Genomic DNA, 25,500 nt, shown 5'->3' on the forward strand with positions numbered 1-25,500 from the left:
TGCCCGGCTCAAGACCCTGCCTAAATAACTTTATCTTGGCCGTAGTTGTAGTATGCTTCTGTTGTAATGATAATCAAAAAAGGTCTCAATCGTGCCAGAGTAAGAATGCTACGTTCATTTTCAGTGGTTTTGTCTACTGCGGAAACCGTCTCAAAAGAACGTGGCCAACAAAATTCAGCATAACCGCCTACTCAACTGTCTTATCTGAGGTATAGAGTAAAGAAATGGTGAGGTCTATACTCTCGGTCAATCTGGAACAATATGGTTTGATCGGGATTGGCTCCGATTCGGGTTACGACAAGTCGGTCCCCTACCCGGTAAGGTGGGTAAGCAATTCGGCAAACTACTTGAAATGGACAGAAGACTCGAAACAGAACACCGGCCGAGTTGATAAACAGACAGCTATTGGCCTCATCGAAGCTGATAGGTTGGAGAGAAGATTTCTGGCCCATGAGTAAACAGGGAATGACAGAGAGCTAATTAGCCCTCTGCCTTGTCCGTCTATTGGAGAAACCAATTATTCCTGTCACCTTGAACCGTTTGTAACAAACCCGAAGTCAAGTCAAAAGCGTTGACATTCCGGTCCAGGAATGTGTCAATGTAGCTAGACTTAACCGCCCCAGTGAATAGATTATACACCCTCCATAAACTTATAGAGCCGTCTTCCTGTCGACAGAAAGACCCATCCCGGTAGTAATCCCTGGCAATGGTGCTGAACTGCTGATCACCCAGGAGCAGCGGTGGAACCTCCCGTTTAGCAGCTGTCGGTAGGAACTGGTACAACCGGCATCGACCCATCAATTGAGCAAACTGGGATTCGGTCAGATAGTAGTTTGTTAACTGGGCTAGTACCTGTAATTGATGTTCGGCTCTGTATCGGCTGATAAGATCGGCAATAGCCTTGGCTAACTGATCGACTGACTTAACCCGTAAGTCGGCTACATACCCGTCCGACCAGACACACAGGTTTGTACACACTTTGTTCTGGAAGCCAATAAATACCTTAAAGTGCTCATCTACTCCCTTCTTTTGGTGTAGGCTATCCATATTGTAGGCTTTTACTCCACCAACCGTTAAGGATAATGGATTACCTCCAATATTGTCATGAATAGTCGGTATCTCAATGACAAAGGCGGCCCGTTCATAATACAAGGTTTTTTCCCATTCCTGTAAATCTTTGGCCGGTTTGTTACGAGCTTGGGGGATTCGGCCCTTCACTGGATGAGAAACCCGAACGGCCGGTTCTAATACCGTTTCTCCGGGAAACAACTGGTACACCACTTCCATAGTGGCTTCTATGAACTCTCCATGGCTGATTAGTGGTTCATTGTCCTTGCTGTACACCGGGATGATGTGGTGTTGCTGCATCTCGGTCAGGGATGCAGGCAGGGTATTGGCTGTAATAAAAGCCGAATCCGAAGAGACACCGTCAGAAAGGACAACGGCTTCCAAAGCATCAAGTTCATGACGCATAAGTTGGGTTTCCATATTAATTATTGGGGGATTGGGGTTGAGAAATCAGTTGAAGTTGTTCTTTCCTCTGGGTGAAAAGAGGACCTAGTACCTGCCGAAATTCCGGGTAGGTGGCATACAGATCCCGTAAGGTTGCTACATCTGGAGCCTGCTGAATCAGGGTTTGCACCTGCTGCTGGCTGGTCCCGGTATTACACCAATGGAGAATTTGCTTACCAGTATCGGCCGTTAAAACAAACTCCGGCTTATTCGAGAAAAGGCCAGTCCGGTCCTTTGTAGCTTTGGCCTGATGCCGTCCGTCGATCTCAAAAACCAGAGTAAATTCATAGTCCATACCCTCTCGGGTAATTCCTTTCATACCAACCTTTTCGGGAACCTGCTTTCCGTTCTTTTCGGTTAGGACGTAATCCTGCTTGGCCCGGACTGTAGCAATGATGTGACATGGGCTTTGAAGAATGGTTTGTATCAGAGCTTCATGCCTGGGTGTAAACTTAGACCAGTTCGTGTAACTGTTACCAGTTGTAGCACCATGAGCCTCTAGGATGAAGGTCCATTCCGCTGACAGGGAATCCATAATCACGGCTTTTGTCCCGGCTAGTTCACAGGTTACCAAGGCTTCAATATACCGTTCGGGGGTAAACGGCGGCTCCAAGGTCAACACCTGGTAGTCTCCAAGATGGGCGTAAAGATCAGCCGCATGGTTCTCGGTATCAATGATGGCAACGGCTGACCAATCGTCGGTTAACCCAAAAGCCATCAATAAGGCTGAGTAGGTCTTTCCAGCTCCACTGGGGCCTTGCAAAAAGGTACGGATACGGGCTTGTTTCCGTTTAGCTTTTCGTAAGATCATGGTTGTTATAGTTTGGGTGAAAAAAGAAAAGGGACCGTTATGGCCCCTTCCGTCAGATTGCTTACCCTCCTTACCCGTCTCATAATACAGATAGCAGCGGTGTACCGGCCAATACCGTTTGCTCCAAAGATCCCTGCTCAATGGGCTGATATTCGTACCGGTGTGTTCTCGTAACAACCTCTCCGGTTTCCGGGATAGTAAACTCATAAGGGTCACACTCTGTCCGGGTTATACTACCTGGCAGTTGCTTACCGACCATCATCTTACAGACCGGCTCGGGGAAAGTGGCCGGTATGTAACACTTACGGACGGTAGCATAGAATCGGCCGGTCTGTTGAGAAACGACCATTTCTAGCTCCTGATTGGTCAATTCTAGTACAAAGAAGGGCTCTCCCCCGGCTGGGGTTCGTTGTTGGTAATCCGATACAGTAACCATAATTAGAATTGGTTTGAATGTGAAAAGATTGATTCTAGGTGGGCTAGGTTCCAACTAGTGGCTATAGTAAACTGATTAGTTATAATGGTAAGCTACTGCCGAAATAGTAGTAAGCCGCCTGTTTTGCTTAGGTTCAAACATCCGGCAACATCAGCCAAACAAGTTCATACCACTAATTACCGGGGCGTACCCAGCCGACCGACCGAAGATGGGGCGTTCCACCTTCCCAGGTAGGGGGGGGCATGTATATAAAGGATTTTGGGGTGGGGGTTATTCAGGTAAGTAGGGTAAGCGGTTAGTCTTGAAAATAGGCTTATAATAAAAAGGTACGGCCGCACATTACGAGCCGTACCTTTTTGGAGAATTGCTTACCTACCTTACCCAATAATCAGACTTGATCTCTGATGTTGTCAAAAGTAAAATGACTGGTTATTGCTGGAAGTTCTTTCCGAAGAAGCAGGTGTTTATAAACATTGGCCCGCTTTACCCTGGTAAATCCACTTTTAGATAAAGATTTTCCTAACTTTTGGAGGCTGGAGTTATTAACAGGTATTAAATTACCAACCAACTTGTTTAATTCATGAAGTAATTCAGTAGTAGTTAAAACGTCCGTTGCTGTGGTTTCATCAGTCACTTCAAAATACTTCGACAAATAGTCCATTTCGGTAGTTTCAACGGTAAATTGTTCATTCTCCTTCATTACCTCCTTCTCCTCTTCAGTACTAAGGTGAGATATGAACCCATCTAAGTATAGATTTACGGCTTGAGCGTATACCAAATCTATGTCAACTTTGTGGTTATGGTCAATTTTTGTAGCCTCAAAACAAAGATAACGTCGGGAGCCGGTAGGGTCATTGAGAAACCTTGGACTGTTAACTGATCCCACAAAGGATGCTCTTCTAACAAGATTTTCAGGATACCGAGCATAGGGTCTTCTGACTAAAATAGATCCTTGTGTAATGATCTGTTTAAAAGAGCCAACATCCTTTCGGTTCATATTCTCAAGCTCATCGAGGTTAATCAGCATACATTCAGATAAGTGTATAAGGGTGTCTTTATTATTTGGCTCGATTGTACCTGAATAATAATATTGATTTAATGATTTAGGAACCAATCTATCAAGCCATGTACTTTTACCTAAGCCTTGTCGGCCCATCAAAATTAAAACTTGCTGGTTAACAGCCTTATCCTTATATAGGCAAACTACTGTTGCCACCAGCCACTTACGCAGGTATTTGGCCCAGAAAGACTGATTGGTGGTTTTGATCGTGTCAGTTAATTGCTGGATGTGATCAGTCGTCCCGTCCCAGGCAGGTAGTCCGTCTATGTAGCTCCGGAACGGATTGTAAGTGGAAACAAAATCGGATTCAATCAGTCGTCTAATCTCATCTGGGGAAGTTTGTATAGAGTTCTTTGAACAAGACCTCCAAAGACTATTGATAAGTCTGTCATTTACATTCTTAAAGGCTGCCTTACCGCTTTTTGGCCTGGCTTCAACACGGCCCTTTACTTCATTGTTTCGGAACTCATACTGGCTCCTCAAAAATTCTTCAAGACAGATTAACGACTGCTGGTTCATAAAAGGTGGTGATTATCTTAGGGTAAAACTACTTCGTAAATTGGGGGAGTGAATCAGAGGAGAAGGCCGTAGGAGGGAGCATTATAACTCCGTTAAAGAACGGATCAGCAAGACCTACGGAATATACTAAAGCTACTTTTCAGCGGTGCCTAGCCTAGATCAGTTAAATCAGACGCTCAAGAATTAGCCTCTCCAGAGAGAGTATGAGTCTGGATACTGGTATACTTTGCTGCCAGAGTAATCGTCGGCTATTCGGGTATCATCTAGAACAGGTTGACACAGCTATACCTGCTGTTGAAACAGTTAATCATTAGATTCTGAGCAAGTTCATAGGTGAGCTGGGGAGGGTTCACCCGGACATGAAGCAATAGAAAGTTTTGTTTTGGAGCTCTGTAAACATCCAGGACGTAGGGATCTCCTGAGATAGTATCTATCACAGTTGACTTGTCAGGTAGGTTTTGGGCTACAATAAATGCCCGGTCATACATACGTTGTCCTTGGGAGTCGATAGAGTAAAAGGATGTGATACAGGAAGGGGTTTGTACGGGTTCTGGGTTTGAGTTACGGAACGGTAAGGCTCTGCGATAGTCAGCCTCATCGTCGGTAAATTCTAGAAACATGAGTCATGTTTTAGAGGTGGGACATGGCCGCTTGACTGGGTGATGGTCTTCTACAGGAGATGTCCGACAGTTGGCGGAGGGAGGGGTACAGCTAGGCCGACTGGCTTTATGAAGCTCAGGCCTACTAGACCGAATTGTAAAGGAGCAGTGTCAGTAAGGAGTCAACGGTTAAGGTTTCTTAAGGAAGATACCAATTACAACCGGCGGAGGAGTCCGTAAAAATAGACACTAGTAAGGAAAAGAGTGATTGAAGAACTCACCGTGAGGTGATTGCCACTCTTCTAATACAGTGACAAAGTTACCTCACGGTTTTTAATACACAAAATTTACCTTCAGATAATTTCATTAATAGCTTTGTGTAGATGAACTATTGGTTAACTCCATCCAACGAATTATCATTAGACCCCTGTATTTAGGTTTGGGGTTTGTATTCCGAACATTACCCTAGCCAGCCGCTAATTACTGCAATAGATACAGCTATTGTGAAACTGTTAGCAAGTTAAACTTAGGGTTATATATTACAGGAGAACCTCGGCAGCTGAATCTAACTCGTCATCTTCAAAGCTCTTCAAATAGATCTGAGTAACAGCTTCGGTTGGGTGTCCCATCATTTCAGAGATAAGCCCATTCCGTACCCCCTTTTTCTTCAGGCCCGTAGCAAAGCTATGCCGGGCTGTGTAAGTTGTTATATTCAGGTTTAGGCCGATAGACTTCCCCAGTTTACGTAAGCATCGGTTAACATTCTGACGAGAGCTTCGGATCTTCTCCTCTATAGCCTCGGGTGTTTGGTCAATTCGCTTGTCTAGAATAGGAAGCAGATAACCACCTTTATTGTGGTAATTTGTCAAAATGGTCTGAACCGGTTCAGTTACTTTGATGGAAAATGATTTTTTTGTTTTAGACCGTATGTACATTAATCGTCCCTCATGCAGATTCTCTGAGGTCAGTAGGGCCATGTCCCGGTAATTTATACCCCGGCAATAGTACGAGAAAAGAAGGAAGTCCCGGGCTTTAAGCTGGGCTAGAGTGGGTGGCTCTAGTTGAATCAGTTGTTGGATGGCTTCTTGACTGATAGCCCGCTTAATCGTGCGGATTCGTCCGTATCTGGAGAAACTAAATGATTCAAATGGGTACCATTCTTTGGGCATCAATCCAGCTTTACGTAACCGATTAACAACAACTTTTAAATGCCTCATGTACACATAGACACTATTCATACGGCAACCATTCTGAAGTAGAAAGGTCTCCCAGTCTACCAGCATGGTATATGTAATAGCCGTAGCCGGTTTGTCTTCCTGCCAAAATCTGAGCAAAGCCGAGTGTAAGTCATCAAAAGCCCGGGCGTAGCTAATCCGGTTGGCGGCCCGTAGCTGTTTAGCTAAGTCAGTAATAGCTACTCCAACTAAAGGAACAGTAAGCTCAGGGGGGGCTTCAGGAAGTTTTTTTATCTGTTGAATAATTTGAGTTGGATGGAGATCATCATTGCTCAGTCGGATGATCCGGTTGTAGATCTCTGACAAATCTTCGTTGATAGCTTTTTGAGCAGGGCAGTTTTTTTTAACTCGTAATCTGACTTCATCCCATTGATCATAACTGACCCGGTGCTTAGTGGCTATGTAATAATGCTTCCGGTTTTGGGTTAGCCTAATGTGGATGGGATACTGTTTGTCAGAATTGGGCTTATCAAGCCGTAGCAGAATTCTAATTGATAGGTTCATAGAATAAGGTAAAACATAGGTAAAACATTTAGGTCTGACCTATCTTCAAAAACCTCTCTAAAACTCTAAAAATGGCCTTGCCAGTGTCGGATAGCGGTCGATTCCGCCTGATTTGTAATCAGGATGCGCAAGCGCGTCGGGGGTTCGAATCCCTCCACTGGCTCGGTTAATAGGAAAGCACCTCGTTCAACAGCGAGGTGCTTTTTTTGTGCGGTCGATTCCGCCTGATTTGTCATCAGGATGGCCAAGCGCGTCGGGGACGGTCGGCCGCTGCCGTTCGAATCCCTCCAGTGACTCTTCAATTAGTCGTCCCTCAACAAGTGTGCTAAGAGGCTGTTTTTTTTGGATTTGTACTGATTTAAAGGATATGCCAACATGACATTACATGTCCCCAGCTCTGGTTGTTTATTACAGTAAACAGGCTTCCGGCTTTTTACATTTTATTGAGCGCGTCGAGAACGAGTTGTAGCCGCTTAGGCAAAGTAGTATCACCTTCAATTCGTAGTACAGGACAGGTAAGCCGAAGCATCCATTGTTCGTGCCTGCTTCGATTTCTGCCTGGTAAATCGTTAGTATCGTAATGAGCAGCCCATTCTAAGAACTGCTGAGATTGATTGAGGGCTTTGCCTTGGAGCACGCCACGGGCCTTTTCTCGTTGCTTCAAACGCTGTAATCGAATCTCAGCCGGGATCCATAAATAAACGGCAAGATCAAAGGCTGATTGCCAGTATGTTCCCCAGTTATACACTGTACCACCCAATATCCATCGATTCTGTTTTGCCAAGTCGCTTATCAACCACTGATGACGCTCGTCGGCAGGGCGTTTAATTGTAAAAGCAGGATACGTTGGCACCCAATGGTAAGAATCAGTGTCGTAGTATAGTACGTTCAATTCTTGACTAAGTAACTGGCTTAAAGTAGTTACGCCGGACCCAGACGCGCCAAATAGGTGAGGCTTCATCGCACTAGTAATGTATAATCAGTTACACCAAATGCCATACGGCTTATTTCTCAGTGATTATAAGAAATACTGTCGTTACAAAAAAACGGCTCTGTGAGCCGTTTTTTTGTGCTATTACAAGTGTTTATTTCGCTCGCCTTCGGTAGAAGACAAAGCCGTTTTCTTCCCCTGTTTTTTGAATGTCTGATAGAGAATCAAGAGGAGTATGCAGTTCTGTGTTTTTCTTAATGAACCATACGTCCTTGTCGATTTTGCCGCGTAGCAACCAGTTCATGTCATAATAATTGGGGTTCTTGACGGCGGGTTTCTGGGTGTAGAAGAAAGGCCCGTAACTGCGATAACCATACGTACTGACGTAGACATCCTGCCCCTGCGCCCGCTCGAAGAAACGCATAGCTGCGTCCTGCGAGATGCCTTCGATGCGGCCAATGAAAAACCAAAGGGTTAGGGTAATAAAGACGGCCATACCACCGAAGAGCGTAAAAATAGCCCGACTGACTTCCCGCTGATTGAACCACCGAAGGGTCAAGATCAAAATAATAAGCAACCATACACCGGGTAGTACTTCCCAACCTGTCCAGTTGATTTTGGCGTCTAGATTAGCCTGGGTAAAGGCATCCTGATCCGCTACCGACTTAACCAGGTCCATGCGATGCGCCAGAATGGGTAAAGTAATGGTGGCAAGTACATAGACACCGCCAACAATGATCAGGCCTGCTTTCAGCCAGTTGTTCAGCTGAATTTTGTACTCCTCCAGCTGAATAAGCGTAAGCGCGGCCAGGTAAGTTAACGGAAAATAGCAAAGCGATGAGTAATGCACAATCTTCGATTGTACGATGCTGAACAGGATGAGTACTACCCAAAATAGAATCAGCATCCAACGCCGGAACTCACGTTGGTAGTTGCGTTCGATAAACAATTGCCCAAAAGCCCGGATGCCAAAAATAGACGCGGGGAAACAGCCAACCAGCAGAATAACGAAGTGGTACCCTGGAAAGCCAGCATGACCGGCATCGGGCTGTTTGAAAAGCCGGAAGTTGTAAATCAAAAACTCGCGGATGAATGTTGGCCCATGCTGGTACGTCTCCAGGCCATACCAAAGTACCGAAACTAAGGTGGCCGCCAGCGAATAAGCCAGGAACTGAATAGGCGTGATGAACCAACGGAAGCGGCTGAGTAGCCAGTAAACGCCCAGCACCATACACACAACCAGATAAGCAACCGGACCTTTGGTGATAATGCCCATCCCCAACACCAACCCGCCAATGAACACATAGGCCCACACGCCACGGGGAATCAGAAGGTTGCTGGCCATGCCTTCTCGTTTCCAGGATGCGAAAATCAGGTTAACAAGTCCAGCAAAAATGAATAGGTTGAAGAAAGGGTCGATGATTCCGGATCGGAAGTACAGATGGGGAGTGACAGACCCTAAATAAGCCAGCGACCAAAGTAAGCCAAACCGGTGGCCGTGAAGTTTAGCGCCTAAGTTATATAAGTAAACCAGCGTAATGACGCCACAAATCGCGTTGGGGAGCCGGGCAGCAAATTCGTTGGTGCCAAACAAATTCATCATGGCCGACTGAAACCAGAAAAAGAAAGGCGGTTTTTCGTAGAACGGCTTGAAGTCGACGTGAACGCGCAGATAGTCGCCCAGCACCACCATCTCGCGCGAGCATTCGGCAAAGTTTATTTCATCCCAGTCGAACAAGCGAACTCCTCCTAAAAAGGGAATAAAAAACAGGGCACCTAAAGCCGCGAAGACGAGCGAATAGAAAAGTCGTTGATTCATCAGTATGCAAAATGCCCCGCTCGGTTGTGACGAACGGGGCCGTAAAAGTAGTTGAAAACGGTAAATGTAAACCCATATAGCCACAAAGACCTATAGGATTTGCCTACGACTTCTTGCCGCCCAGCTTATTTAAGATGTTGCTAACGAATTGATCATTAAGGCCTAAGGTGCGTTTTATGGCGGTGTAGGTAGCCACGGCTTTCTTGTCGAGCCAGATAAGAATGGCTTTGGCACCATCGTCTGGGCGGGCTTTATAGTTGGTGGCCCGGAGCGTGGGCGTAGTCGCTTCTTCCGTAAAATAATAAAGCGCAATCGACTTACGGGTCATATCGTCGGGGCAAAGGATCGGGTCGGGCAAGCCGTGGTATGAGTCCTCGTCCGTGTTGAAAATGACGCACCGGTTGAAAATGGGCGCTATCTTCTGCACAACGCCTTTCATCTGACGATCCCAGAGCTCAAGATCACCACGATAGTCGGGTTTCCAATCGTGGTTGAGGTAGATGAGTAAGTTGACGCGCCGACGCCAGTTCCGTTTGTGTGGATGCACCGTGAAATCGGCGTGAACGTTCAGGAAGCCGTTACGCTTAGACTGATGTAAGCCACCTCCTTCGAGCGAGTCGTCGGGAATCAGGTTTGGAATACCCGTCAGTTTGCTCAGATACGCCACAAACCGGGGCGAATTCATTTCCCGAATGACATCCTGCACGGCAGCTGGGAGCAACTCCATTTTATTGAGCCCGTGCTTTTTTTCGTTCACGTGAACGTAATGAATCCACCCCGCGTCGCCTACGGCCGGAAAGGAGGCCAATGCCCGCTCGGCTGCCCAAGGCTCCAGAAAGTTCTCCAGTGCAATGTGAGGATAAGGCTGATTCGCCTGGTAACGCTGCGCGTCGGTAGGCAACGTGTTATGCCAGCGGTCGTAATCGAAGAGCGTATCGGACGTCGTTGGATTAGTGGTAATCATGACGCAAAGGTAACGTTAAAGGAAACTGTTTTCAACCTAACCCGTTGCGGGGGAAAAAGATTGCAGGCGATTGGCGATATTCGCGCCGAATTCAGTGTCAACGGTCCGACATAGCGGTTTGCGGTTTTTTGGTTTATAGTAAAGTCCAAAGCCCATGAACCGTAAACTGAAAACGATAAACTAACCAACCCATGCTCGCTAATCACCGATTTACTGATCTGCCGGCTTATGCTCAACTGCAGGCCCATTACGATGTTTTGAAAGACCGTCATCTCCGCGATCTGTTCGCCGAAGATGCTCAGCGTTTCGACAAGTTTACCCGCCGGTTCGAGGATATCCTGCTCGATTTTTCAAAGAATCGCATTACGGATGAAACGCTTACGTTGCTGCTGCAACTGGCAGAGCAGGCTGGGCTGACCGATGCGATTGGCAAGATGTTCTCCGGTGATAAAATTAACCGTACCGAAGACAGGGCCGTGCTCCACGTAGCGCTGCGAAATCGCTCCAATACGCCAATCATCGTAGAGGGGCAGGACGTAATGCCGGAAGTAAATCAGGTGCTGGATCGGATGAAGTCGTTCTCCGAGCGGGTGCGGTCGGGGGAATGGAAAGGGTATACCGGGGAGACTATAACTGACATTGTAAACATTGGCATCGGGGGCTCTGACCTAGGGCCGGTAATGGTGACCGAAGCGCTGAAACCGTACGCTAAAGAAGGGTTGCGGGTGCATTTTGTCTCGAACGTAGATGGTGTCCACATCTACGAAACGTTACAGACGGTTCGGCCCGAATCGACTCTGTTCCTAATTGCTTCTAAAACGTTTACCACTCAGGAAACGATGACGAACGCCCAGACTGCCCGGCAGTGGTTTCTGGAGCAGGGTGGATCGGAAGGCGATATTGCCAGGCATTTTGCGGCTCTGTCGACGAATCGATCAGCCGTTGAAAAATTCGGCATTGATCCCGACAATATGTTTGGTTTCTGGGATTGGGTTGGCGGACGTTATTCCCTCTGGTCGGCTATTGGCCTTTCCATTGCGTTATACATCGGCTTTGACAACTTCGAAGAGCTTTTAGCGGGTGGCCATGCCATGGACCTGCATTTCCGCGATACGCCGATTGACCAGAACCTACCGGTCATGCTGGCGCTGATGGGTATCTGGTATAATAATTTTTTCGGGGCCCAGACCCAGGCGATTTTGCCTTATGATCAGTATATGCATCGGTTTGCCGCGTATTTCCAGCAGGGAGATATGGAAAGCAACGGCAAATCGGTTGATCGCGATGGTAGACCGGTTGATTACCAAACCGGCCCGATTATATGGGGAGAGCCCGGTACGAATGGCCAGCACGCGTTTTATCAGCTCATTCACCAGGGTACTAAATTAATTCCGTGCGACTTTTTGGCTCCAGTATTGAGCCAACGGCCCATCGGTGAACATCATACAATTTTGATGGCTAACTTTTTTGCGCAGACCGAAGCGCTCATGAACGGTAAGACCGAGGAAGAAGCGGCTGAGGAGCTGCGAAAGTCAGGAAAGAGCGAAGAAGACGTGCAGGCATTGGCTCCGTTTAAGATGTTTTCCGGAAATCGACCGACCAATTCAATCCTGTTTAAGCAGCTAACACCCCGTACGTTAGGAAGCCTGATTGCCCTCTACGAGCATAAAATCTTTACGCAGGGCGTTATTTGGGATATTTTTAGTTTCGATCAGTGGGGGGTAGAATTGGGTAAGCAACTGGCTAGTCGAATTCTACCCGAATTGCAGGACGACACCCCGGTTAGCTCTCACGATAGCTCAACAAATGGATTAATGAATGCTTTTAAATCCATGCGTAACACGACCGCTTAGCCAACGGTATAAGCCGCTCATCCCTATAAATTTCCGGTACGGATTAAATTTGGGACGTTATTAGAATAATTCTAAACATTGGCTGATAGTAGCCTGTTAATGGGGTGTAATCATGATTACACCCTTTTTTTGTACAACTCAACGCTCTAGTAACGTTATGAAAATTCAGCTTACACTTCTGGCCGTTGGCCTGTGTGGTATTAGCGTGGCAAACGCACAAACTACCACAAACACGTATTCGTCGACAAGCAGCACGACGAATCCAACGTACACTTCGCCGGTAACGACCGACAGCACCAATGCCACCGGCAGTACGTATTCATCATCGCCGTCGAGCAGCAGTGGCTCAACCATGAGCAACGGCACCATGAACAGCACTGGTACCACAACAAATGGTACTACCACGAACGGTACATATTCAACAAACAGTGCCGCGTCGCCAACGACAACCACGACAACGGATACGTATAGCACAACGGATACGAAACGTACCAAAGAAGCTAAAGATTACAAGAACTTTGTGTTCGGTATCTACGCTGGTTTGAACACAACCAAGTTTGCCGGCGAAAGCGCTGATGCTACTAATGCTAACGGCGATCTGTCGGGTCGGCTGGGGTACCAGGCAGGCTTCTTTGTGCGGGGTGGTGGTCGTTTATACGGTCAGTTAGGTGCCGAATATTTTGCATCAAGTTCCAACTACTTCGTGGCCGGGTCGGGACAGTCTGCGAACAACATTCAGGATCAGATCAATATCAAGTACATTCAGGTGCCTGTATACATCGGCTATAAGCTAGTGGAGTCGGATCGGGGTATCTCGGCTGTTCGACTACAAGTTGGTGTTGAATACGCGAACCAGATTGGGTCAAATGCCAATCAATTTGGCGACCTGAACAATTTTCAGTTAAAGAGTGGTACATTCAACGGTCTGGGTCAATTAGGCTTCGATGCAGGTCCGGTCTTCCTTGATTTGACGTACCACTACGGCTTCTCGAACGCAATTCAGCAAAACGCGGGTTTCTCAGGCTCGCAACGCCGTATTTTAAGCGCTAGTGTAGGCTTTAAATTCTAGGTTTAAGTCGCAGGCTATATGTTGGGCCACCTTCTTGCAAAGGTGGCCTTTTTTATATACTGACTTAGCCTGCCAATAGGTAAGGCTTCGGCCTGCAAACATTCCCAACAGATGAACGGTTGTAGGGATGAAAGCTAGTTTAGTTTACTCAACTTAATACGTTATGAAAAATTTACTGAAAGCAACTCTGTTGATGGCAGGGGTGTGCACCACGGGTTTCGTGTTTGGTCAGCGAAACTCGTACGATGATCGATACGACCGTGATGACCGCCCGTCACGTCGCGATGAACGCCGGGAGGATCGGCGTATGGAAGATCGGTTCGATGAGCGTCGGGAGTTCAATCGGCGGAGCGAAGAAAATCGCCGATATGACAACCGCTATGAAGATCGTATGGGAAATGACCGTCGCAGCAATCGTATGTTCGACGAACGCGATCTCAGCCAGGCGTATGATGAAGGATATGAAGATGGTCAGCGGAGTGTCGAGATCGAGCAACGGAAAGAGCGTCGGGAAAACTATAAAAACTTCTCGTTTGGGGTGTACGGTGGCGCTAACTCCACTCGTTTCCAGGGCGAAGATGTGGGCGGTAATTCGCTAGCCGGTCGACTGGGGTATCAGTTAGGCTTTTTTGTCCGGGGCGGTGGCCGGGTCTACGGACAAATTGGCGCCGAATACCTGACCTCCAGCTCAGACTTTTACCAGGCAGGTGGCGCTGATACCACGACCAGTGTCAAAGAAATCATTAGTAACGTAGACCAGAAATACTTGCACATTCCGGCTTACATTGGGGTTAAACTAGCGCAGTCGGAGCGGGGTGTATCAGCCGTGCGGCTTCAAATTGGTGCGGAATATGCTACCCCACTGGGCGTAGGCAATAACGAATTCAATTTCAGACAGAGCGATTTCAGAGCGGCTACCTTCAATGGGCTAGCTAACTTAGGTTTTGATGCAGGGCCGTTGATGATTGATTTTGTCTATCACTATGGCTTTGCTGACGTAATAAAAAATACCAGTAACACGCAACGCCGGATATTAGCGGTGAATGTGGGCTTCAAGTTCTAGTAACTTGCAGAACATGTGATTTATGAGGGCTGCTCCTGGTTGGGCAGCCTTTTTTGTTGTTGTATAAGTCCGTCGGCCTTCTCTCCTGTAGATCTGCTTCAAGGAAACACTCGCTGAAATCAGGTAGGTTTCTAGTAGTCAGAAATCCTGAATAATTCCGTAACGATGTCCACATATCGCTATGAAGTGCCCTCATGAATCAACGTCTAACCTGGTAGGCTGAATCGTAGATGTATTGATTTGCTTGCGTCCGGTGCGCGATTTGTTCTATACGTAGCTGTCTGGTAGTAATTAGCCAGTCGCGACCTTGTTGAGCAGGTTATGAAAAAACTTAGGGGCGATCCGAGACGCCCCTTTTAATACGTTGGCCTCACCGATTATAGTTTCGTAATGATTATTTTTCAAAGCCCGAATTGTTGCCTCTGCGACTGCCGGGGCCGCAATTCCGCGCTGCGACTGCTTGCGGGCCTGTGCTTCTCGATGCAGCTCCGTTTTTACAATTGGTGGTGCAATCTCGAAGACACGAACATTTGTTTTGGCTAACTGCGAGCGCAGCGAAATAGAAAACGAATGAAGGCCAGCTTTGGTAGCGCAATAGACTGGTACAATTTTCAGCGGTATAAAAGCTAAGCCAGATGTTACGTTGGCTACAGCACATTCTTTCTGCTGCTGTAGAAAATGAGGAATAAAAAGGGCAGACAAGTGAATGGTAGCAACCAAATTGGTTTCGATTTCACTCTCTTCATCGTATAACCCAGAGGCACCCGTCAGGAAATCGATTTCCTTTTGGATTCCGGCGTTGTTAAAGAGCATATTAATGTGAGGAAACTCGGAAGTCGCCCATTGGTACAATTCTTCTCGTGCTGATTTTTGGGCAACATCACAGACTCGGGTATGTAGTTGCGGAAATTTTTGCTTTGCTTCCAGCAGTTTGCTTTCTCGTCTGCCACAAATGATTACTTCATTTCCAGCCTTGATTAGAACCTCGGCAATTGCCAGGCCAATGCCTGTGCTACCCCCTGTGATCAGGACGGTGTTGTTAGTGGTTTGCATGTCTGTTCGTATTGGTTCTTTAACGGAATAGGCTTTCTGGGTTTATTTATTGTATAATCTCTATATAATTTAAGTATTGTTTGAACAGCTTACCCGAGAGCTAACAATAATTTATTACTCAGGTCATCCCGGCACTTCTTTGTAAAATCTCAGGAAATCTTACGAACTTCTGTATTTATTCCTGATAAATGTTGTTAACGGTCGAGAACAGTGTAAAGATTCTTACATCAGCGGTCGTCTGTCACTTACTATTTACTATACATGAATACTCTGTTTCCCATTTTCGTTAAAGCCGAGAACTTACACATATTAATTGTGGGTGGCGGATACGTCGGTTTAGAAAAAGTAACGGCCCTGCTGACCAACTCGCCTGATGCTCGTGTTACGTTGGTAGCGCCTGAGATACGTGGTGAAATTCAGGAGCTGGCCCAGCAGCATCCCAAGCTGCAACTGATTCTGGAATCGTATCAGCCAAGTCATCTGACCGATAAAGACCTGGTTATCGTTGGAACCAACGACAAATCGGTTAACCGGCAGGTGCAGGCTGATTGTAAAAGTCAACGTATACTTGTCAACGTAGCTGACACGCCGGATCTGTGTGATTTCTACCTGAGTTCAGTTGTAAAGAAGGGTGATCTGAAGATTGCGATTTCAACGAATGGAAAGTCGCCAACGTTTGCCAAACGGTTTAGGGAAGTTTTAGAAGAGATCTTACCCGATAGTTTGCAGGAGACTTTGGATAACCTGACGGCCATCCGTAATCAGCTCAAAGGCGACTTTGTTCAGAAGATGGAGAAACTAAACGAGATTACGAAGGTGTTGCGGTGAGAACTTACTGGCATAAACTAAGATAGTACCATCATCTATTTCTATTAACTATGAATTTCTTGGCCGTCTCCGGAAGTCTGCGAGCTAACTCAACAAATACATTGTTGTTAAAAGCAGTGGCCGATTTGGCGGCTGAACGTGTACAAACTGTTTTCTACCATGGTCTGGATGATCTTCCGCATTTTAGTCCTGAACGCGATGGTGATTCCGCTCCGGAGCCGGTAAATCGTCTGCGAACCTTGCTTCGTGGAGCCGATGCCGTCATTATTTGCACACCTGAATACATTCACGGCATGCCGGGTGTATTGAAAAATATGCTGGACTGGGTCGTCTCATCGGGCGAGTTTGTGCATAAACCGGTTGGCGTTATCAGTGCCAGTCCGTCGGATACGGGCGGGGCAAGGGCCCATGCATCGCTCTGGCATACCTTAGAGGTAATGACGGCCCAGTTATCTGAACAGGCCTCTCTAATCGTCCCTTTTGTGCGGACTAAGCTTGATACCGAAGGGCAGTTAACTGATACGGGCACCGCCAAGGCCCTCCAGGCAGTCATAAATGCCCTAATTCAGGCAGTTCAGCACCAACATTCCACTCAGACTCAATAAGGAAGGCTACACGGCCAATTCAATGGCTGGGTCCCAAAGCAGTTTCTTGAAATCAATGATTCGGTCGTCTTCAACCCGAACGCCTTCGGCTTCGAGCAACTCCTGCATGGCCGTTGGGCTGCCGAAGAAGTGTTTACCCGATAACACGCCGATGCGATTAACAACCCGGTGCGCGGGTACGTCATGACCGTGCGAGGCAACCATAGCCCAGCCGACCATGCGTGCACCCGCTCGTAAGCTCAGATAGCGAGCAATGGCACCGTAGGTTGTTACGCGCCCTTTGGGAACTTCGCGCACAACCCGATACACTTCCTGAAAATAATCTTTGTCCTCCAGCATGGTTTCAATAAACAGTGAGAAGCCACCTGTAATATGCTGCTAGCTGTTCGTTGTTGGTTGTTCGCTGTTTTCTATAGCTTGGGTTAGCCGCCCATACCATTCTTCGCCATAAGCCCGAATGAGCGCTTCCCGGACGAACTTATAGATTGGTACGTTTAGCTGTTCGCCGAAGCCGCAAGCAGGGCTGCAAATGGGCCAACGGTCGTAGTTTAGGGCGTGGAAGGACTCGTACTTAGTGACACGAATGGGGTAGAGGTGGCAGGAAATCGGCTTCTTCCAGTCAACTTTGCCATCATTATACGCTTCCTCAATACCGCACTTTAAGATCCCTTTCTCATTCCAGGTGGCGTATACACACTCACGCCCGCCCACTGTAGTCGTTACGTAGCTACCGTCTTCGTCGGATTCATAGCCGCCCTTTTCTTCAATGACCCGGATGCCTTCTGGTGACAAATAGGGCTTTATATCCGCGTAAATTCGGTCTAGAATCGCTGGTTCGTCACCTTCCAAAGGGGCCCCCATATCGCCTTCGACGCAACAGGCTCCTTTACATTTATCTAAGTTGCAGACGAAAAACTTTTCGGCTACGTCGTCACTAATGCACGTATTATCAATTAGAATCATATTCGTAATGCGGGAGGAAACCCGCGAGTTAAAACAATACCGTTAGCCTCAAACGCTGACGGTATTGCTATGTAAATATACGAATCAGTCCGTAAAGCTTCACGCTGCTAGGTGTGAAACGAAGAAGCCGCTCCGGTAAATCGGAGCGGCTTCTTGAGTAACAGTCAACGCTGTTTACAGTTACTTCATAATCTTAATCTTCTGGCCCTCTTTGACGCCGACATCAGTCAGATTGTTCCATTCCTGGATCTGCTCGATGGTTACGTTATACTGCTTCGAAATACGAAACATAGTTTCACCCTTTGCAACTGTATGATAGGTTACCTCTGGCTGAGGACTAGCTTTGGTTGACGCTGATTGCGTTGGCCGATCTGCGCCGGTACGTTCACCCGCAGCCCCTATTTTAAGTTTCTGACCTGATTCCAATACGTCGTTCGTTGTCAGACCGTTCATTGTCAGCAGTTCGTCGACGGTCAGGCCGTAGAGTTTTGAGATGCTGTAATACGTCTGGCCTGGTTCGACGGTGTGTGTGCCCGCAGTTGAACGTGTGCTGCTGGAAGCAGGCCGATTAGTGGCAGTTACACTTGGTGAAACAGGTTTGGGCTCGGGCAACGTAGCAGCGGGTGGAGCTGGACGGGGTTCGGCTTTGGCAACGGCCGGAGACGACGCCGGCCGAGACGATGGCGTGGTTGTGGGCACCGTTAGTGAACCATCCGCCTGCTGTTCGCGAGGGCCTTCATAACCGCCCTGCTCGGGCCTGGCGGGTGTCTTCTTAGTGGGTTGAGTGCTGGCATACGTGTCTGTTGGCTTCGTCGGTTTTGAAGCCGTCGGTTGCAAATCATCATCCTGCACGAACGTCGGCTGGGCAGTGCGAGTCGAAGCCGATGAGCTGGCTTGTTCTTTTGATGCCGATGGAGCTGGCCTATCGCCGATGGCTATTCGCTCTGGCGTAGTAGCTACAGGCACTTCTTTCGTTGGCTGCGTTGCATCCGGTGTCCGGACGATGACAACCCGCTGCGATCCATCGGAGCTGGTCGAGCTGTTGGTGGTTGTCGGAACCGGGCGATTCGTAGTCGATGGCGTAGCTGGTTGGATTGACGGCCGGGCGGCTTCAGTACGTGGTGCTGGGGTTGCGGGTTCTGATGTGCCATCGTTTGGTGTAACACCTCCGCCAACCAACTTAGGTTGGTACACTTTACGTTCAGATGGATTACGCGGTATGCCGTCGCTACCAGTTACCGGTCGGCTTGGACTAGCTGAACTCCGGTCGGCTACTACGTCCGTGCTGCGGTTTGGTGGTGTTGGTGTCTGATCGTATACGGGTGGCGTTGGCGACTTGATAACTTCAACGGGTTTGTTCGCCGGCCGACGTTCCCGCAGCCACATAACCCGACCAACGGCAAGCTTCTGCACCCGGTCCAATCGGTTATAACGCATTAGCTTTTTGAGTCGCAAACCATACCGCTGCGAAATGCTGCGGGCTGTTTCGCCGTCGCGAACGTTGTGGAACGGTACCAAAGCTTTCTTCCGCTTTTTAGCTAAATAATACACATCATTCACGATGACCGGATCACGGTCGCTCATGTCGTTATAGCGCAGGAAGCTTGACAGACTAATTTTTGACTTACGCGCCAGCGATGCTGCGTTGTCGCCGGCCTGGGCCTGAATGCCGGGTAGCCCATTGATTTCGTACAATACCGGTTCGTTCTTGCTGCTTAAGCCGGTCGTTACGCGCCGTAGCACCGGGAAACCAACATCGTTTTGTACAAAGTCGGGCGTTTTCTTCGTACTTACGTTAACGATCTTCTGTCGCACGTCATTGATCTGGTCACTTGCGACCGGCACGGCCATTACGTAAGCTTTATCCGTTGGAATAGCGTCTCCTAATACCCAACGATTGTACTTGCGTAGCTCGAACTCATCAACCCCTAGTTCTTCGGAAATGGTACGAATGCTTTTGCCTCCACCGTTAGGGTATTCAATCAGGGCAAAGCGGTTGCTGGTCTGGTGCGTTTGCAGCGCATTCTCAATCGCGATCTTATGAGCAAAAAAACGTAGAATATAGCGATCGGTCCGGCCATCAAGCGCAACTTCGCGGGCATACGACCAATCGGGCGGAATCAGTTTGGCAATGCCGCCCGCGCCTAAATAATAGGAATACAAAGAAGCAATCCAGTTGTTAAACTGTATGTTGTTCTTCTTTAGGTACTTAGCAGCGCCATGTGTGGAGGCTGTAATGCTTTTGCGTTCGTCGATCTCGTCGTCTACGCGCAGGCCATGATCCAGCGCCGTTTCTCGCTTGAATTGCCAGTAACCTACGGCCGTCGACGCCGAAACGGCGTCGGGTGTAAGTGAGCTTTCCTGTACGGCGAGGTATTTGAAATCGGTCGGTACGTCCTCGTCAATCAGGATGGCTTCAATCATAGGGAAATATAAAGCCACCCGATCGAGTTTGGCAGTCCAGTATTGGCGGTTCGACAGCAGCGCGTTCACATCCTGCTGCACAAGGCGCCGGGCGTCGGGATCTAAGCGGACCGAAATGTCAGCAAAGGTTACCTGCTCCGGCACGGTGGGCGCTGATGTCTGCGCCGAAGCCACAAGGCCAATCAGTAGAAAAAGTAGGGTTAGGGAAGACGTCAATTTTTTCATAAATCGCACCGCTACGGCGGCTCATTTTGTTGCTCGTAATTATCGTTTTCGCATCATCATAATCCCGTCCCGGACGGGCAACAGCACATTCTCTACGCGCGGCTCGTTTTGAACCTTCTCGTTGAACGCCAACACAGCCGCTGTGTCCTGATCGGCTGATTTTACTGGTTCAACAACCTTGCCACTCCATAATACATTATCAGCCAGAATGAAACCACCTGGCCGCAGCTTGTCAATCACCAAATCGAAATACAGGATGTTATTGCGTTTATCGGCGTCGATAAACACTAGATCGAAGGTCTCGTCAAGCGTGGGGATGATGTCGGCCGCCAGACCGATCCGTAACTCTATTTTGTCGTTCAGCGGAGATTGACGCCAGTAGGAGCGGGCGAAATCTTCGAGCTCTTCGTTGTGGTCAATCGTGATTAGTTTGCCATCGGCGGCTAGTCCTTCTGCAAGACAAAGCGCCGAATAGCCCGTATACGTACCGATTTCCAGAACCCTCCGCGGGCGAATCATCCAGGAAATCAACGAGAGAAACCGACCTTGCAAATGCCCTGACAACATCCGGGGGGCCATTATTTTGGCGCGGGTATTGCGGTTGAGTCGATGAAGCAACTCAGTTTCGGGTGAGGTATGCGCTTCGGCGTAGGCAGTGATGTCGGCAGGCAAAAAATCCATTCGGCAGACTTAGTTATGCTACCGTTCTGGCGATGAGAGCACAACTAATGGGCTGGTTTAAGTAAAAGTAGTAGTTTTTAGGAAACGAACGCCCAAAATGGTGCTGTAGTGTCTAAAAAATATTACATAACTCATTTTAATGGATTTATTCTTCGAAAGCCAGTTCGCGGAGCGTATCCAACGTAACATAGTCTAAAGCCCGTTCATGAGTGCAGGTCAGGTATACCGGCGGTGCAAATCCGGCATTGTACGCTTCTTTCCAACGTAGGGCACACAAACACCAACGATCACCTGGCTTGAGACCAGGGAACTGGTATTCCGGACGAGGAGTAGTTAAATCATTACCCCGGCTGCGAGTAAAGGTCAAAAACGACTCGGTCATGATGGCACACACAACGTGGCGGCCCTGGTCCTGCTCATCAGTTCGGCAAAAACCGTCGCGGTAGAAGCCGGTCATCGGGCTGGTGCAGCAGCAAGTGAGTGCACCGCCCAATACGTTACGTGGTGTAGAAGGGGTTGTCATCAAATTCGATTTTTTGAGTCGATCAGAATAGTGACCGGCCCGTCGTTTAAAAGCGAAACCTTCATGTCAGCGCCAAATTCCCCGGTTTGGATCGATTTTCCCAGATCAGCTGAGAGCTGGGCAATCATGGCTTCGTAAAGTGGAATGGCTACCTCCGGTCGGGCGGCTTCGATAAAGCTGGGTCGATTTCCCTTCTTGGTGCTGGCGTGGAGCGTAAACTGGCTGATCAGCAAAATATCTCCGCCCACGGCGGCTAAATCAAGGTTCATTTTGTCTTCATGGTCGCCAAATATTCGCATGCCTACGATCTTCTTACTAAGCCACTCGACATCGTCACGAGTGTCGGTATGCGTAATGCCGAGCAGAATGAGAAAGCCCTTTTCAATCTGGCCTTTGACTTGGTTATCAATGGTGACGGAGGCTTGGGAAACGCGCTGAATAACGGCAATCATTCGGAGAGGACAGGCAAGTAAGCTGGAATAAGTTGGTAAAAATAGGAAGAACGACACGTATGTGTACTGCTTTGCACTAGGTTGCCTGATCTTCACTTAGAATACTCTGGGCCAGTTGCTCAAATTCTATGTATTATATATACAATTCGGGCCTGGTTGCTATAATTTTACTAAACTTGTTGATTTATATCCTCTTTTTACGTTTAAGTTGCCTAGCTATCTTCGTTATGGAAACGACGACCAAACTACTCGCACTTTATTTCGCTGTTAGTAACCCGATCAATCAGACTGCAAATGCTCAGAAATCGGTTGCTGCCAGCTGTCAGTATGGTTCCTATGAGGTTCGTAATCTTAAACATGGGCTTGAGTTTTTGAGCGCTTTCAAGGCACTAGGCTGGCGAATCCATCAGGCCTGGCTGATTGATGTTGATGGTTTTAGGCTGACGATTCCACCAGAACATATTGATGACCGGCTCATGAATCAGTTGAGCGACTTATCAACCTGGCAGCACAATATAAACAGCCTGGTTTTTCATTCGCTGTATTAAGCTGCCGTCTTAAACAAGATCACCAATTGGCACGGGATCAGACGGATTGGATGCATATGGTTGCAGCGTCAGTTGTAGCCAGATTACATCATGCCATTTGTCAAATTTGTAACCTACATTGGTGTAAACGCCGACCGGTTTAAAACCAAACGAACGATGAAGGGCTTCGCTACCGGGATTGGGTATTGTAATGCCAGCATAGGCATTGTAATATCCTTGCCGGCGTAGTAGATCGAACAAAACGGTGTATAGCCGACGTCCAATTCCCTGACGTTGCCCATCCGGATGGATATAAACCGACGTGTCCACCGACCATTGATAGGCAATGCGGTCACGATGTTTCGACGCGTACGCATAGCCAAGTATCCGTCCATCAACCTCGGCTACGAGGTAAGGAAGTTGTTGTTGAATGGTTTGCATGCGGGCAGCAAAGTCATTAACAGCTGGTACCTCATATTCGAATGTAATGACTGAGTTGATGATGTAAGGCGCATATATCGCCAAAATCTGAGAAGTGTCGGCGGGGGTTGCAAAGCGAATGGTCATAGCAAACGCAAAATAATCAAACCTCGGCTAGCAGCAATTGGGCGATCAGGAAATAGACACCAATGCCGATTAAGTCATTGGCTGTGGTGATGAACGGCCCCGACGCTACGGCCGGATTAATGCCAATGCGATTAAGCAGCAGGGGAGTGATCGTGCCCATAAACGATGCCAGCAGCACCACCGACAGTAATGACGTAGCGACTACGAAAAACAGACGTGGCTCACCAATAATGAAGGTGTACGTACCTGCAATCAGCCCCACAACAAGACCGTTAATGATGGCTACTAAAAGGGTACGAAGCAGTCGCTTGGCGAGGGTTGTAGTTAGCCCCGATGTGTCAGAGAGACTCTGTAAGATCAGCGATGAGGTTTGAATACCAACATTGCCCCCCGTCGACCCAATGATTGGAATGAAAGCGGCCAGGGCTGCAATCTTGCCAAGCTCGCTCTGAAAGCCGTTGATGACCGTGGCGGCCATCAAACTACCGATAGCTCCGGCTACCAGCCAGGGCAGTTGTACTTTAGAGCGCTGCCAGACGCTATCGTCTTCTTCCACCTCGCCCGATAGACCCGAAATTACCTGAATATCTTCTTCAGCCTGTTCAGTAATAACGTCTACGACGTCGTCAATGGTGATCCGGCCCAGCAGCCGTTGCTGTACGTTCACCACCGGAATGGCATCTAAGTCATATTTCTGCATCACCTCAGCTACCTCGGCCACTGGGCGATACGTTTCTACAAACACGACGTCATCGTCATAGATGTCGGCGATTTTGGCGTTTTTGCGGGCCAAAACGATCTTCTTCAGCGAGACCAGACCGAGCAGTTTACCAACGTCATCGACAACGTAAACGGCGTATACATTCTCGACATCTTCGGCTTGCTGACGAATCTCTTCAATGCACGCATTTACAGTCAGGTTAACGTTGATCTTGATAAGCTCTTTCTGCATCAGGCTACCCGCCACACCGTCTTCGTAGTGAAGCAGGTCGAGAATAAAGCGGGCCTGTTCGCGGTCTTCCAGTAAGCCGATGACCTCTTCGCGTACCTGGATGGGCTGCTCGTTCAACACGTCTACGGCATCGTCGGAGTCCATCTGGTTGATGAAGGGAGCCAACTCTTCGGACGTAAACGTCTTCAGCAGATTCGTCCGGTCCGTTGAATCAAGATTAGCCAGAATTTCGGCCCCCACCGGTTTATCGAGCAAGTTCAGCAGATAATGGGCTGGCTCGGGCTCTAGCTCATAGAGAATGCCTGAGATGTCGGCTGGATACAACTCCTCCATCTCGGTCTTAAGCAATGCGTCGTCGCCTGCATTGATGGCCGTCTGGAGGTGGTCAAGATAGTCTTTGGTGAGCTCGAAAGTCACGGTTATATAAAGCGAAAGGGTGAAAGAACGGTCCGCCGTAGCGGTGAAAGAGTGCGCTGAATGAATCCGCTCTATTATTCTTTCGCTCTTTCGCCCATTAATTGCGTTAATTCTATAAACTCTGGTACGCTTAGTTGTTCGGCGCGTTTGTCCATAAATCGGCTATCCTGCGCTGTTTCAGCTGGATTAAGCGGTTTGAGCGCGTTGCGGAGGGTTTTCCGGCGCTGGCCAAAACCGTGTTTGACAACCTGCGTAAACTTCCGTTCGTCGCAACCCAGTTCGGTTTTGTCGTTGCGTCGGAGCGAAATTACGCCAGAATGTACTTTCGGTGGAGGATTGAACACGTCGGGATCTACCGTGAACTCGTATTTGATGGTGTACCAGGCCTGCAGCAGCACACTCAGAATGCCGTAATCTTTGTTGCCCGGCCCCGAGGCCACCCGCTGAGCCACCTCGCGCTGAAACATACCAACCACTTCGGGCACCCGGTCGCGCATGTCCAGGGCTTTAAAAAGAATCTGACTCGAAATGTTGTAAGGAAAGTTACCGATGATGGCAAACCGTTCGGTGCTAACCTGCTTCGTGGGCAACAGTTCGGGTTTAATATTCAGGAAGTCAGCCGCAAGGATACGCCCTTCCAGAGCCGGAACGTTCTGCTTGAGGTAATCAACTGACTCGCGGTCGATCTCAATAACGTACGTATCAAACCGAGTATCTTTCAAGAGGAACTGCGTCATAACACCCGTTCCTGGTCCGATTTCCAGCACCTTTTTATAATCGCCATGTCCAGTCAGCAATTCAGCAATGCGCTGGGCGATGCTGAGGTCTTTTAGAAAATGCTGGCCAAGTTCTTTTTTAGGTTTAACGTACATAATACCGGGGGATTTTCGGACGCTTTGGCGACCTGT

At 48.2% G+C, this 25,500-nt stretch carries 25 protein-coding genes and 1 tRNA gene; 7 read left to right on the top strand and 19 right to left on the bottom strand.

The genetic code is table 11. The annotated features are described in order from the left end of the window. Positions 1 to 200: 200 nt before the first annotated feature. The 6 genes from ACFSUS_RS24395 to ACFSUS_RS24420 all read right to left on the bottom strand — a co-directional run bounded on the left by ACFSUS_RS24395 (position 201) and on the right by ACFSUS_RS24420 (position 6,676). Complete coding sequence (locus ACFSUS_RS24395; RefSeq protein WP_381526786.1) at positions 201 to 452, bottom strand: hypothetical protein; 252 nt, start codon at positions 450 to 452, stop codon at positions 201 to 203. A gap of 49 nt (positions 453 to 501) precedes the next feature. Then, on the bottom strand, positions 502 to 1,488 hold the full coding sequence (locus tag ACFSUS_RS24400; protein WP_381526788.1) for a DUF3871 family protein: 987 nt from the start codon (positions 1,486 to 1,488) through the stop codon (positions 502 to 504). A 1-nt stretch (position 1,489) separates the two neighbouring features. After that, a complete protein-coding gene (locus ACFSUS_RS24405; RefSeq protein WP_381526790.1) occupies positions 1,490 to 2,323 on the bottom strand; it encodes an AAA family ATPase in 834 nt (277 codons plus the stop codon). 79 nt (positions 2,324 to 2,402) lie between these two features. Continuing rightward, on the bottom strand, positions 2,403 to 2,759 hold the full coding sequence (locus ACFSUS_RS24410) for a hypothetical protein (protein ID WP_381526792.1): 357 nt from the start codon (positions 2,757 to 2,759) through the stop codon (positions 2,403 to 2,405). Between the two features lie 388 nt (positions 2,760 to 3,147). Then, entirely contained in the window at positions 3,148 to 4,338 is a 1,191-nt protein-coding gene (locus ACFSUS_RS24415; protein ID WP_381526794.1) for a VapE domain-containing protein, read from the bottom strand. 1,138 nt (positions 4,339 to 5,476) lie between these two features. Then, the gene (locus ACFSUS_RS24420) at positions 5,477 to 6,676 is read right to left on the bottom strand and encodes a site-specific integrase (protein WP_381526796.1); all 1,200 of its coding nucleotides are present in this window, start codon (positions 6,674 to 6,676) and stop codon (positions 5,477 to 5,479) included. A gap of 79 nt (positions 6,677 to 6,755) precedes the next feature. Between ACFSUS_RS24420 and ACFSUS_RS24425 the strand changes: the two genes are divergently transcribed. Beyond that, positions 6,756 to 6,839, top strand: a tRNA-Thr gene (locus tag ACFSUS_RS24425). A 270-nt stretch (positions 6,840 to 7,109) separates the two neighbouring features. On the opposite strand, the gene ACFSUS_RS24430 is transcribed toward ACFSUS_RS24425, so the two are convergent. The 3 genes from ACFSUS_RS24430 to ACFSUS_RS24440 all read right to left on the bottom strand — a co-directional run bounded on the left by ACFSUS_RS24430 (position 7,110) and on the right by ACFSUS_RS24440 (position 10,390). Further along, entirely contained in the window at positions 7,110 to 7,568 is a 459-nt protein-coding gene (locus ACFSUS_RS24430; RefSeq protein WP_381526798.1) for a P-loop NTPase family protein, read from the bottom strand. Between the two features lie 193 nt (positions 7,569 to 7,761). Further along, a complete protein-coding gene (locus ACFSUS_RS24435; protein WP_381526800.1) occupies positions 7,762 to 9,426 on the bottom strand; it encodes an ArnT family glycosyltransferase in 1,665 nt (554 codons plus the stop codon). A 103-nt stretch (positions 9,427 to 9,529) separates the two neighbouring features. Then, positions 9,530 to 10,390: a 2OG-Fe(II) oxygenase gene (locus tag ACFSUS_RS24440; protein WP_381526803.1), complete on the bottom strand. Its 861-nt coding sequence runs from the start codon at positions 10,388 to 10,390 to the stop codon at positions 9,530 to 9,532. A gap of 191 nt (positions 10,391 to 10,581) precedes the next feature. On the opposite strand from ACFSUS_RS24440, the gene pgi reads away from it, so the two are divergent. From pgi to ACFSUS_RS24455, 3 genes are all read left to right on the top strand, one after another. Beyond that, the gene (gene pgi, locus ACFSUS_RS24445; protein WP_381526806.1) at positions 10,582 to 12,243 is read left to right on the top strand and encodes a glucose-6-phosphate isomerase; all 1,662 of its coding nucleotides are present in this window, start codon (positions 10,582 to 10,584) and stop codon (positions 12,241 to 12,243) included. A 157-nt stretch (positions 12,244 to 12,400) separates the two neighbouring features. Continuing rightward, positions 12,401 to 13,312 (top strand): PorT family protein, encoded by a 912-nt coding sequence (locus ACFSUS_RS24450; protein WP_381526809.1) that lies wholly within the window; start codon positions 12,401 to 12,403, stop codon positions 13,310 to 13,312. Positions 13,313 to 13,475: 163 nt separating this feature from the next. Continuing rightward, on the top strand, positions 13,476 to 14,375 hold the full coding sequence (locus tag ACFSUS_RS24455; protein ID WP_381526811.1) for a hypothetical protein: 900 nt from the start codon (positions 13,476 to 13,478) through the stop codon (positions 14,373 to 14,375). A 291-nt stretch (positions 14,376 to 14,666) separates the two neighbouring features. Here ACFSUS_RS24455 and ACFSUS_RS24460 read toward each other — a convergent pair whose 3' ends face one another. Beyond that, the gene (locus tag ACFSUS_RS24460) at positions 14,667 to 15,428 is read right to left on the bottom strand and encodes an SDR family oxidoreductase (RefSeq protein WP_381526813.1); all 762 of its coding nucleotides are present in this window, start codon (positions 15,426 to 15,428) and stop codon (positions 14,667 to 14,669) included. Positions 15,429 to 15,689: 261 nt separating this feature from the next. On the opposite strand from ACFSUS_RS24460, the gene ACFSUS_RS24465 reads away from it, so the two are divergent. Together ACFSUS_RS24465 and ACFSUS_RS24470 are read left to right on the top strand one after the other, a co-directional pair. Continuing rightward, positions 15,690 to 16,256 (top strand): precorrin-2 dehydrogenase/sirohydrochlorin ferrochelatase family protein, encoded by a 567-nt coding sequence (locus tag ACFSUS_RS24465; RefSeq protein ID WP_381526815.1) that lies wholly within the window; start codon positions 15,690 to 15,692, stop codon positions 16,254 to 16,256. A gap of 50 nt (positions 16,257 to 16,306) precedes the next feature. Then, positions 16,307 to 16,861: an NADPH-dependent FMN reductase gene (locus ACFSUS_RS24470; RefSeq protein WP_381526817.1), complete on the top strand. Its 555-nt coding sequence runs from the start codon at positions 16,307 to 16,309 to the stop codon at positions 16,859 to 16,861. Positions 16,862 to 16,867: 6 nt separating this feature from the next. Here ACFSUS_RS24470 and ACFSUS_RS24475 read toward each other — a convergent pair whose 3' ends face one another. From ACFSUS_RS24475 to dtd, 6 genes are all read right to left on the bottom strand, one after another. Then, complete coding sequence (locus tag ACFSUS_RS24475) at positions 16,868 to 17,200, bottom strand: MGMT family protein (RefSeq protein ID WP_381526819.1); 333 nt, start codon at positions 17,198 to 17,200, stop codon at positions 16,868 to 16,870. 39 nt (positions 17,201 to 17,239) lie between these two features. Next, positions 17,240 to 17,824, bottom strand: coding sequence for a DUF3109 family protein (locus tag ACFSUS_RS24480; protein ID WP_381526821.1), 585 nt, complete (start codon positions 17,822 to 17,824; stop codon positions 17,240 to 17,242). Positions 17,825 to 18,004: 180 nt separating this feature from the next. Further along, entirely contained in the window at positions 18,005 to 20,473 is a 2,469-nt protein-coding gene (locus tag ACFSUS_RS24485; RefSeq protein ID WP_381526823.1) for a LysM peptidoglycan-binding domain-containing protein, read from the bottom strand. A gap of 39 nt (positions 20,474 to 20,512) precedes the next feature. Next, a complete protein-coding gene (locus ACFSUS_RS24490) occupies positions 20,513 to 21,154 on the bottom strand; it encodes an O-methyltransferase (RefSeq protein ID WP_381526825.1) in 642 nt (213 codons plus the stop codon). 145 nt (positions 21,155 to 21,299) lie between these two features. Then, positions 21,300 to 21,677: a DUF2237 family protein gene (locus ACFSUS_RS24495; protein WP_381526827.1), complete on the bottom strand. Its 378-nt coding sequence runs from the start codon at positions 21,675 to 21,677 to the stop codon at positions 21,300 to 21,302. Continuing rightward, positions 21,677 to 22,129 carry a D-aminoacyl-tRNA deacylase gene (gene dtd, locus ACFSUS_RS24500; protein ID WP_381526829.1) on the bottom strand — a complete coding sequence of 151 codons (453 nt, stop codon included), beginning with the start codon at positions 22,127 to 22,129 and terminating at the stop codon, positions 21,677 to 21,679. Before dtd ends, ACFSUS_RS24495 begins: the two co-directional genes overlap by 1 nt. A 227-nt stretch (positions 22,130 to 22,356) precedes the next feature. On the opposite strand from dtd, the gene ACFSUS_RS24505 reads away from it, so the two are divergent. Beyond that, the gene (locus ACFSUS_RS24505; protein ID WP_381526831.1) at positions 22,357 to 22,677 is read left to right on the top strand and encodes a hypothetical protein; all 321 of its coding nucleotides are present in this window, start codon (positions 22,357 to 22,359) and stop codon (positions 22,675 to 22,677) included. 9 nt (positions 22,678 to 22,686) lie between these two features. Here ACFSUS_RS24505 and ACFSUS_RS24510 read toward each other — a convergent pair whose 3' ends face one another. From ACFSUS_RS24510 to rsmA, 3 genes are all read right to left on the bottom strand, one after another. Beyond that, on the bottom strand, positions 22,687 to 23,223 hold the full coding sequence (locus tag ACFSUS_RS24510; protein WP_381526833.1) for an arsinothricin resistance N-acetyltransferase ArsN1 family B: 537 nt from the start codon (positions 23,221 to 23,223) through the stop codon (positions 22,687 to 22,689). 16 nt (positions 23,224 to 23,239) lie between these two features. Continuing rightward, complete coding sequence (mgtE, locus tag ACFSUS_RS24515) at positions 23,240 to 24,592, bottom strand: magnesium transporter (RefSeq protein WP_381526836.1); 1,353 nt, start codon at positions 24,590 to 24,592, stop codon at positions 23,240 to 23,242. A gap of 74 nt (positions 24,593 to 24,666) precedes the next feature. After that, positions 24,667 to 25,464: a 16S rRNA (adenine(1518)-N(6)/adenine(1519)-N(6))-dimethyltransferase RsmA gene (gene rsmA, locus ACFSUS_RS24520; RefSeq protein ID WP_381526839.1), complete on the bottom strand. Its 798-nt coding sequence runs from the start codon at positions 25,462 to 25,464 to the stop codon at positions 24,667 to 24,669. Positions 25,465 to 25,500: the final 36 nt, after the last annotated feature.

It is taken from the genome of Spirosoma soli (assembly GCF_042684525.1).
In the GTDB taxonomy this organism is placed as follows: domain Bacteria; phylum Bacteroidota; class Bacteroidia; order Cytophagales; family Spirosomataceae; genus Spirosoma; species Spirosoma soli.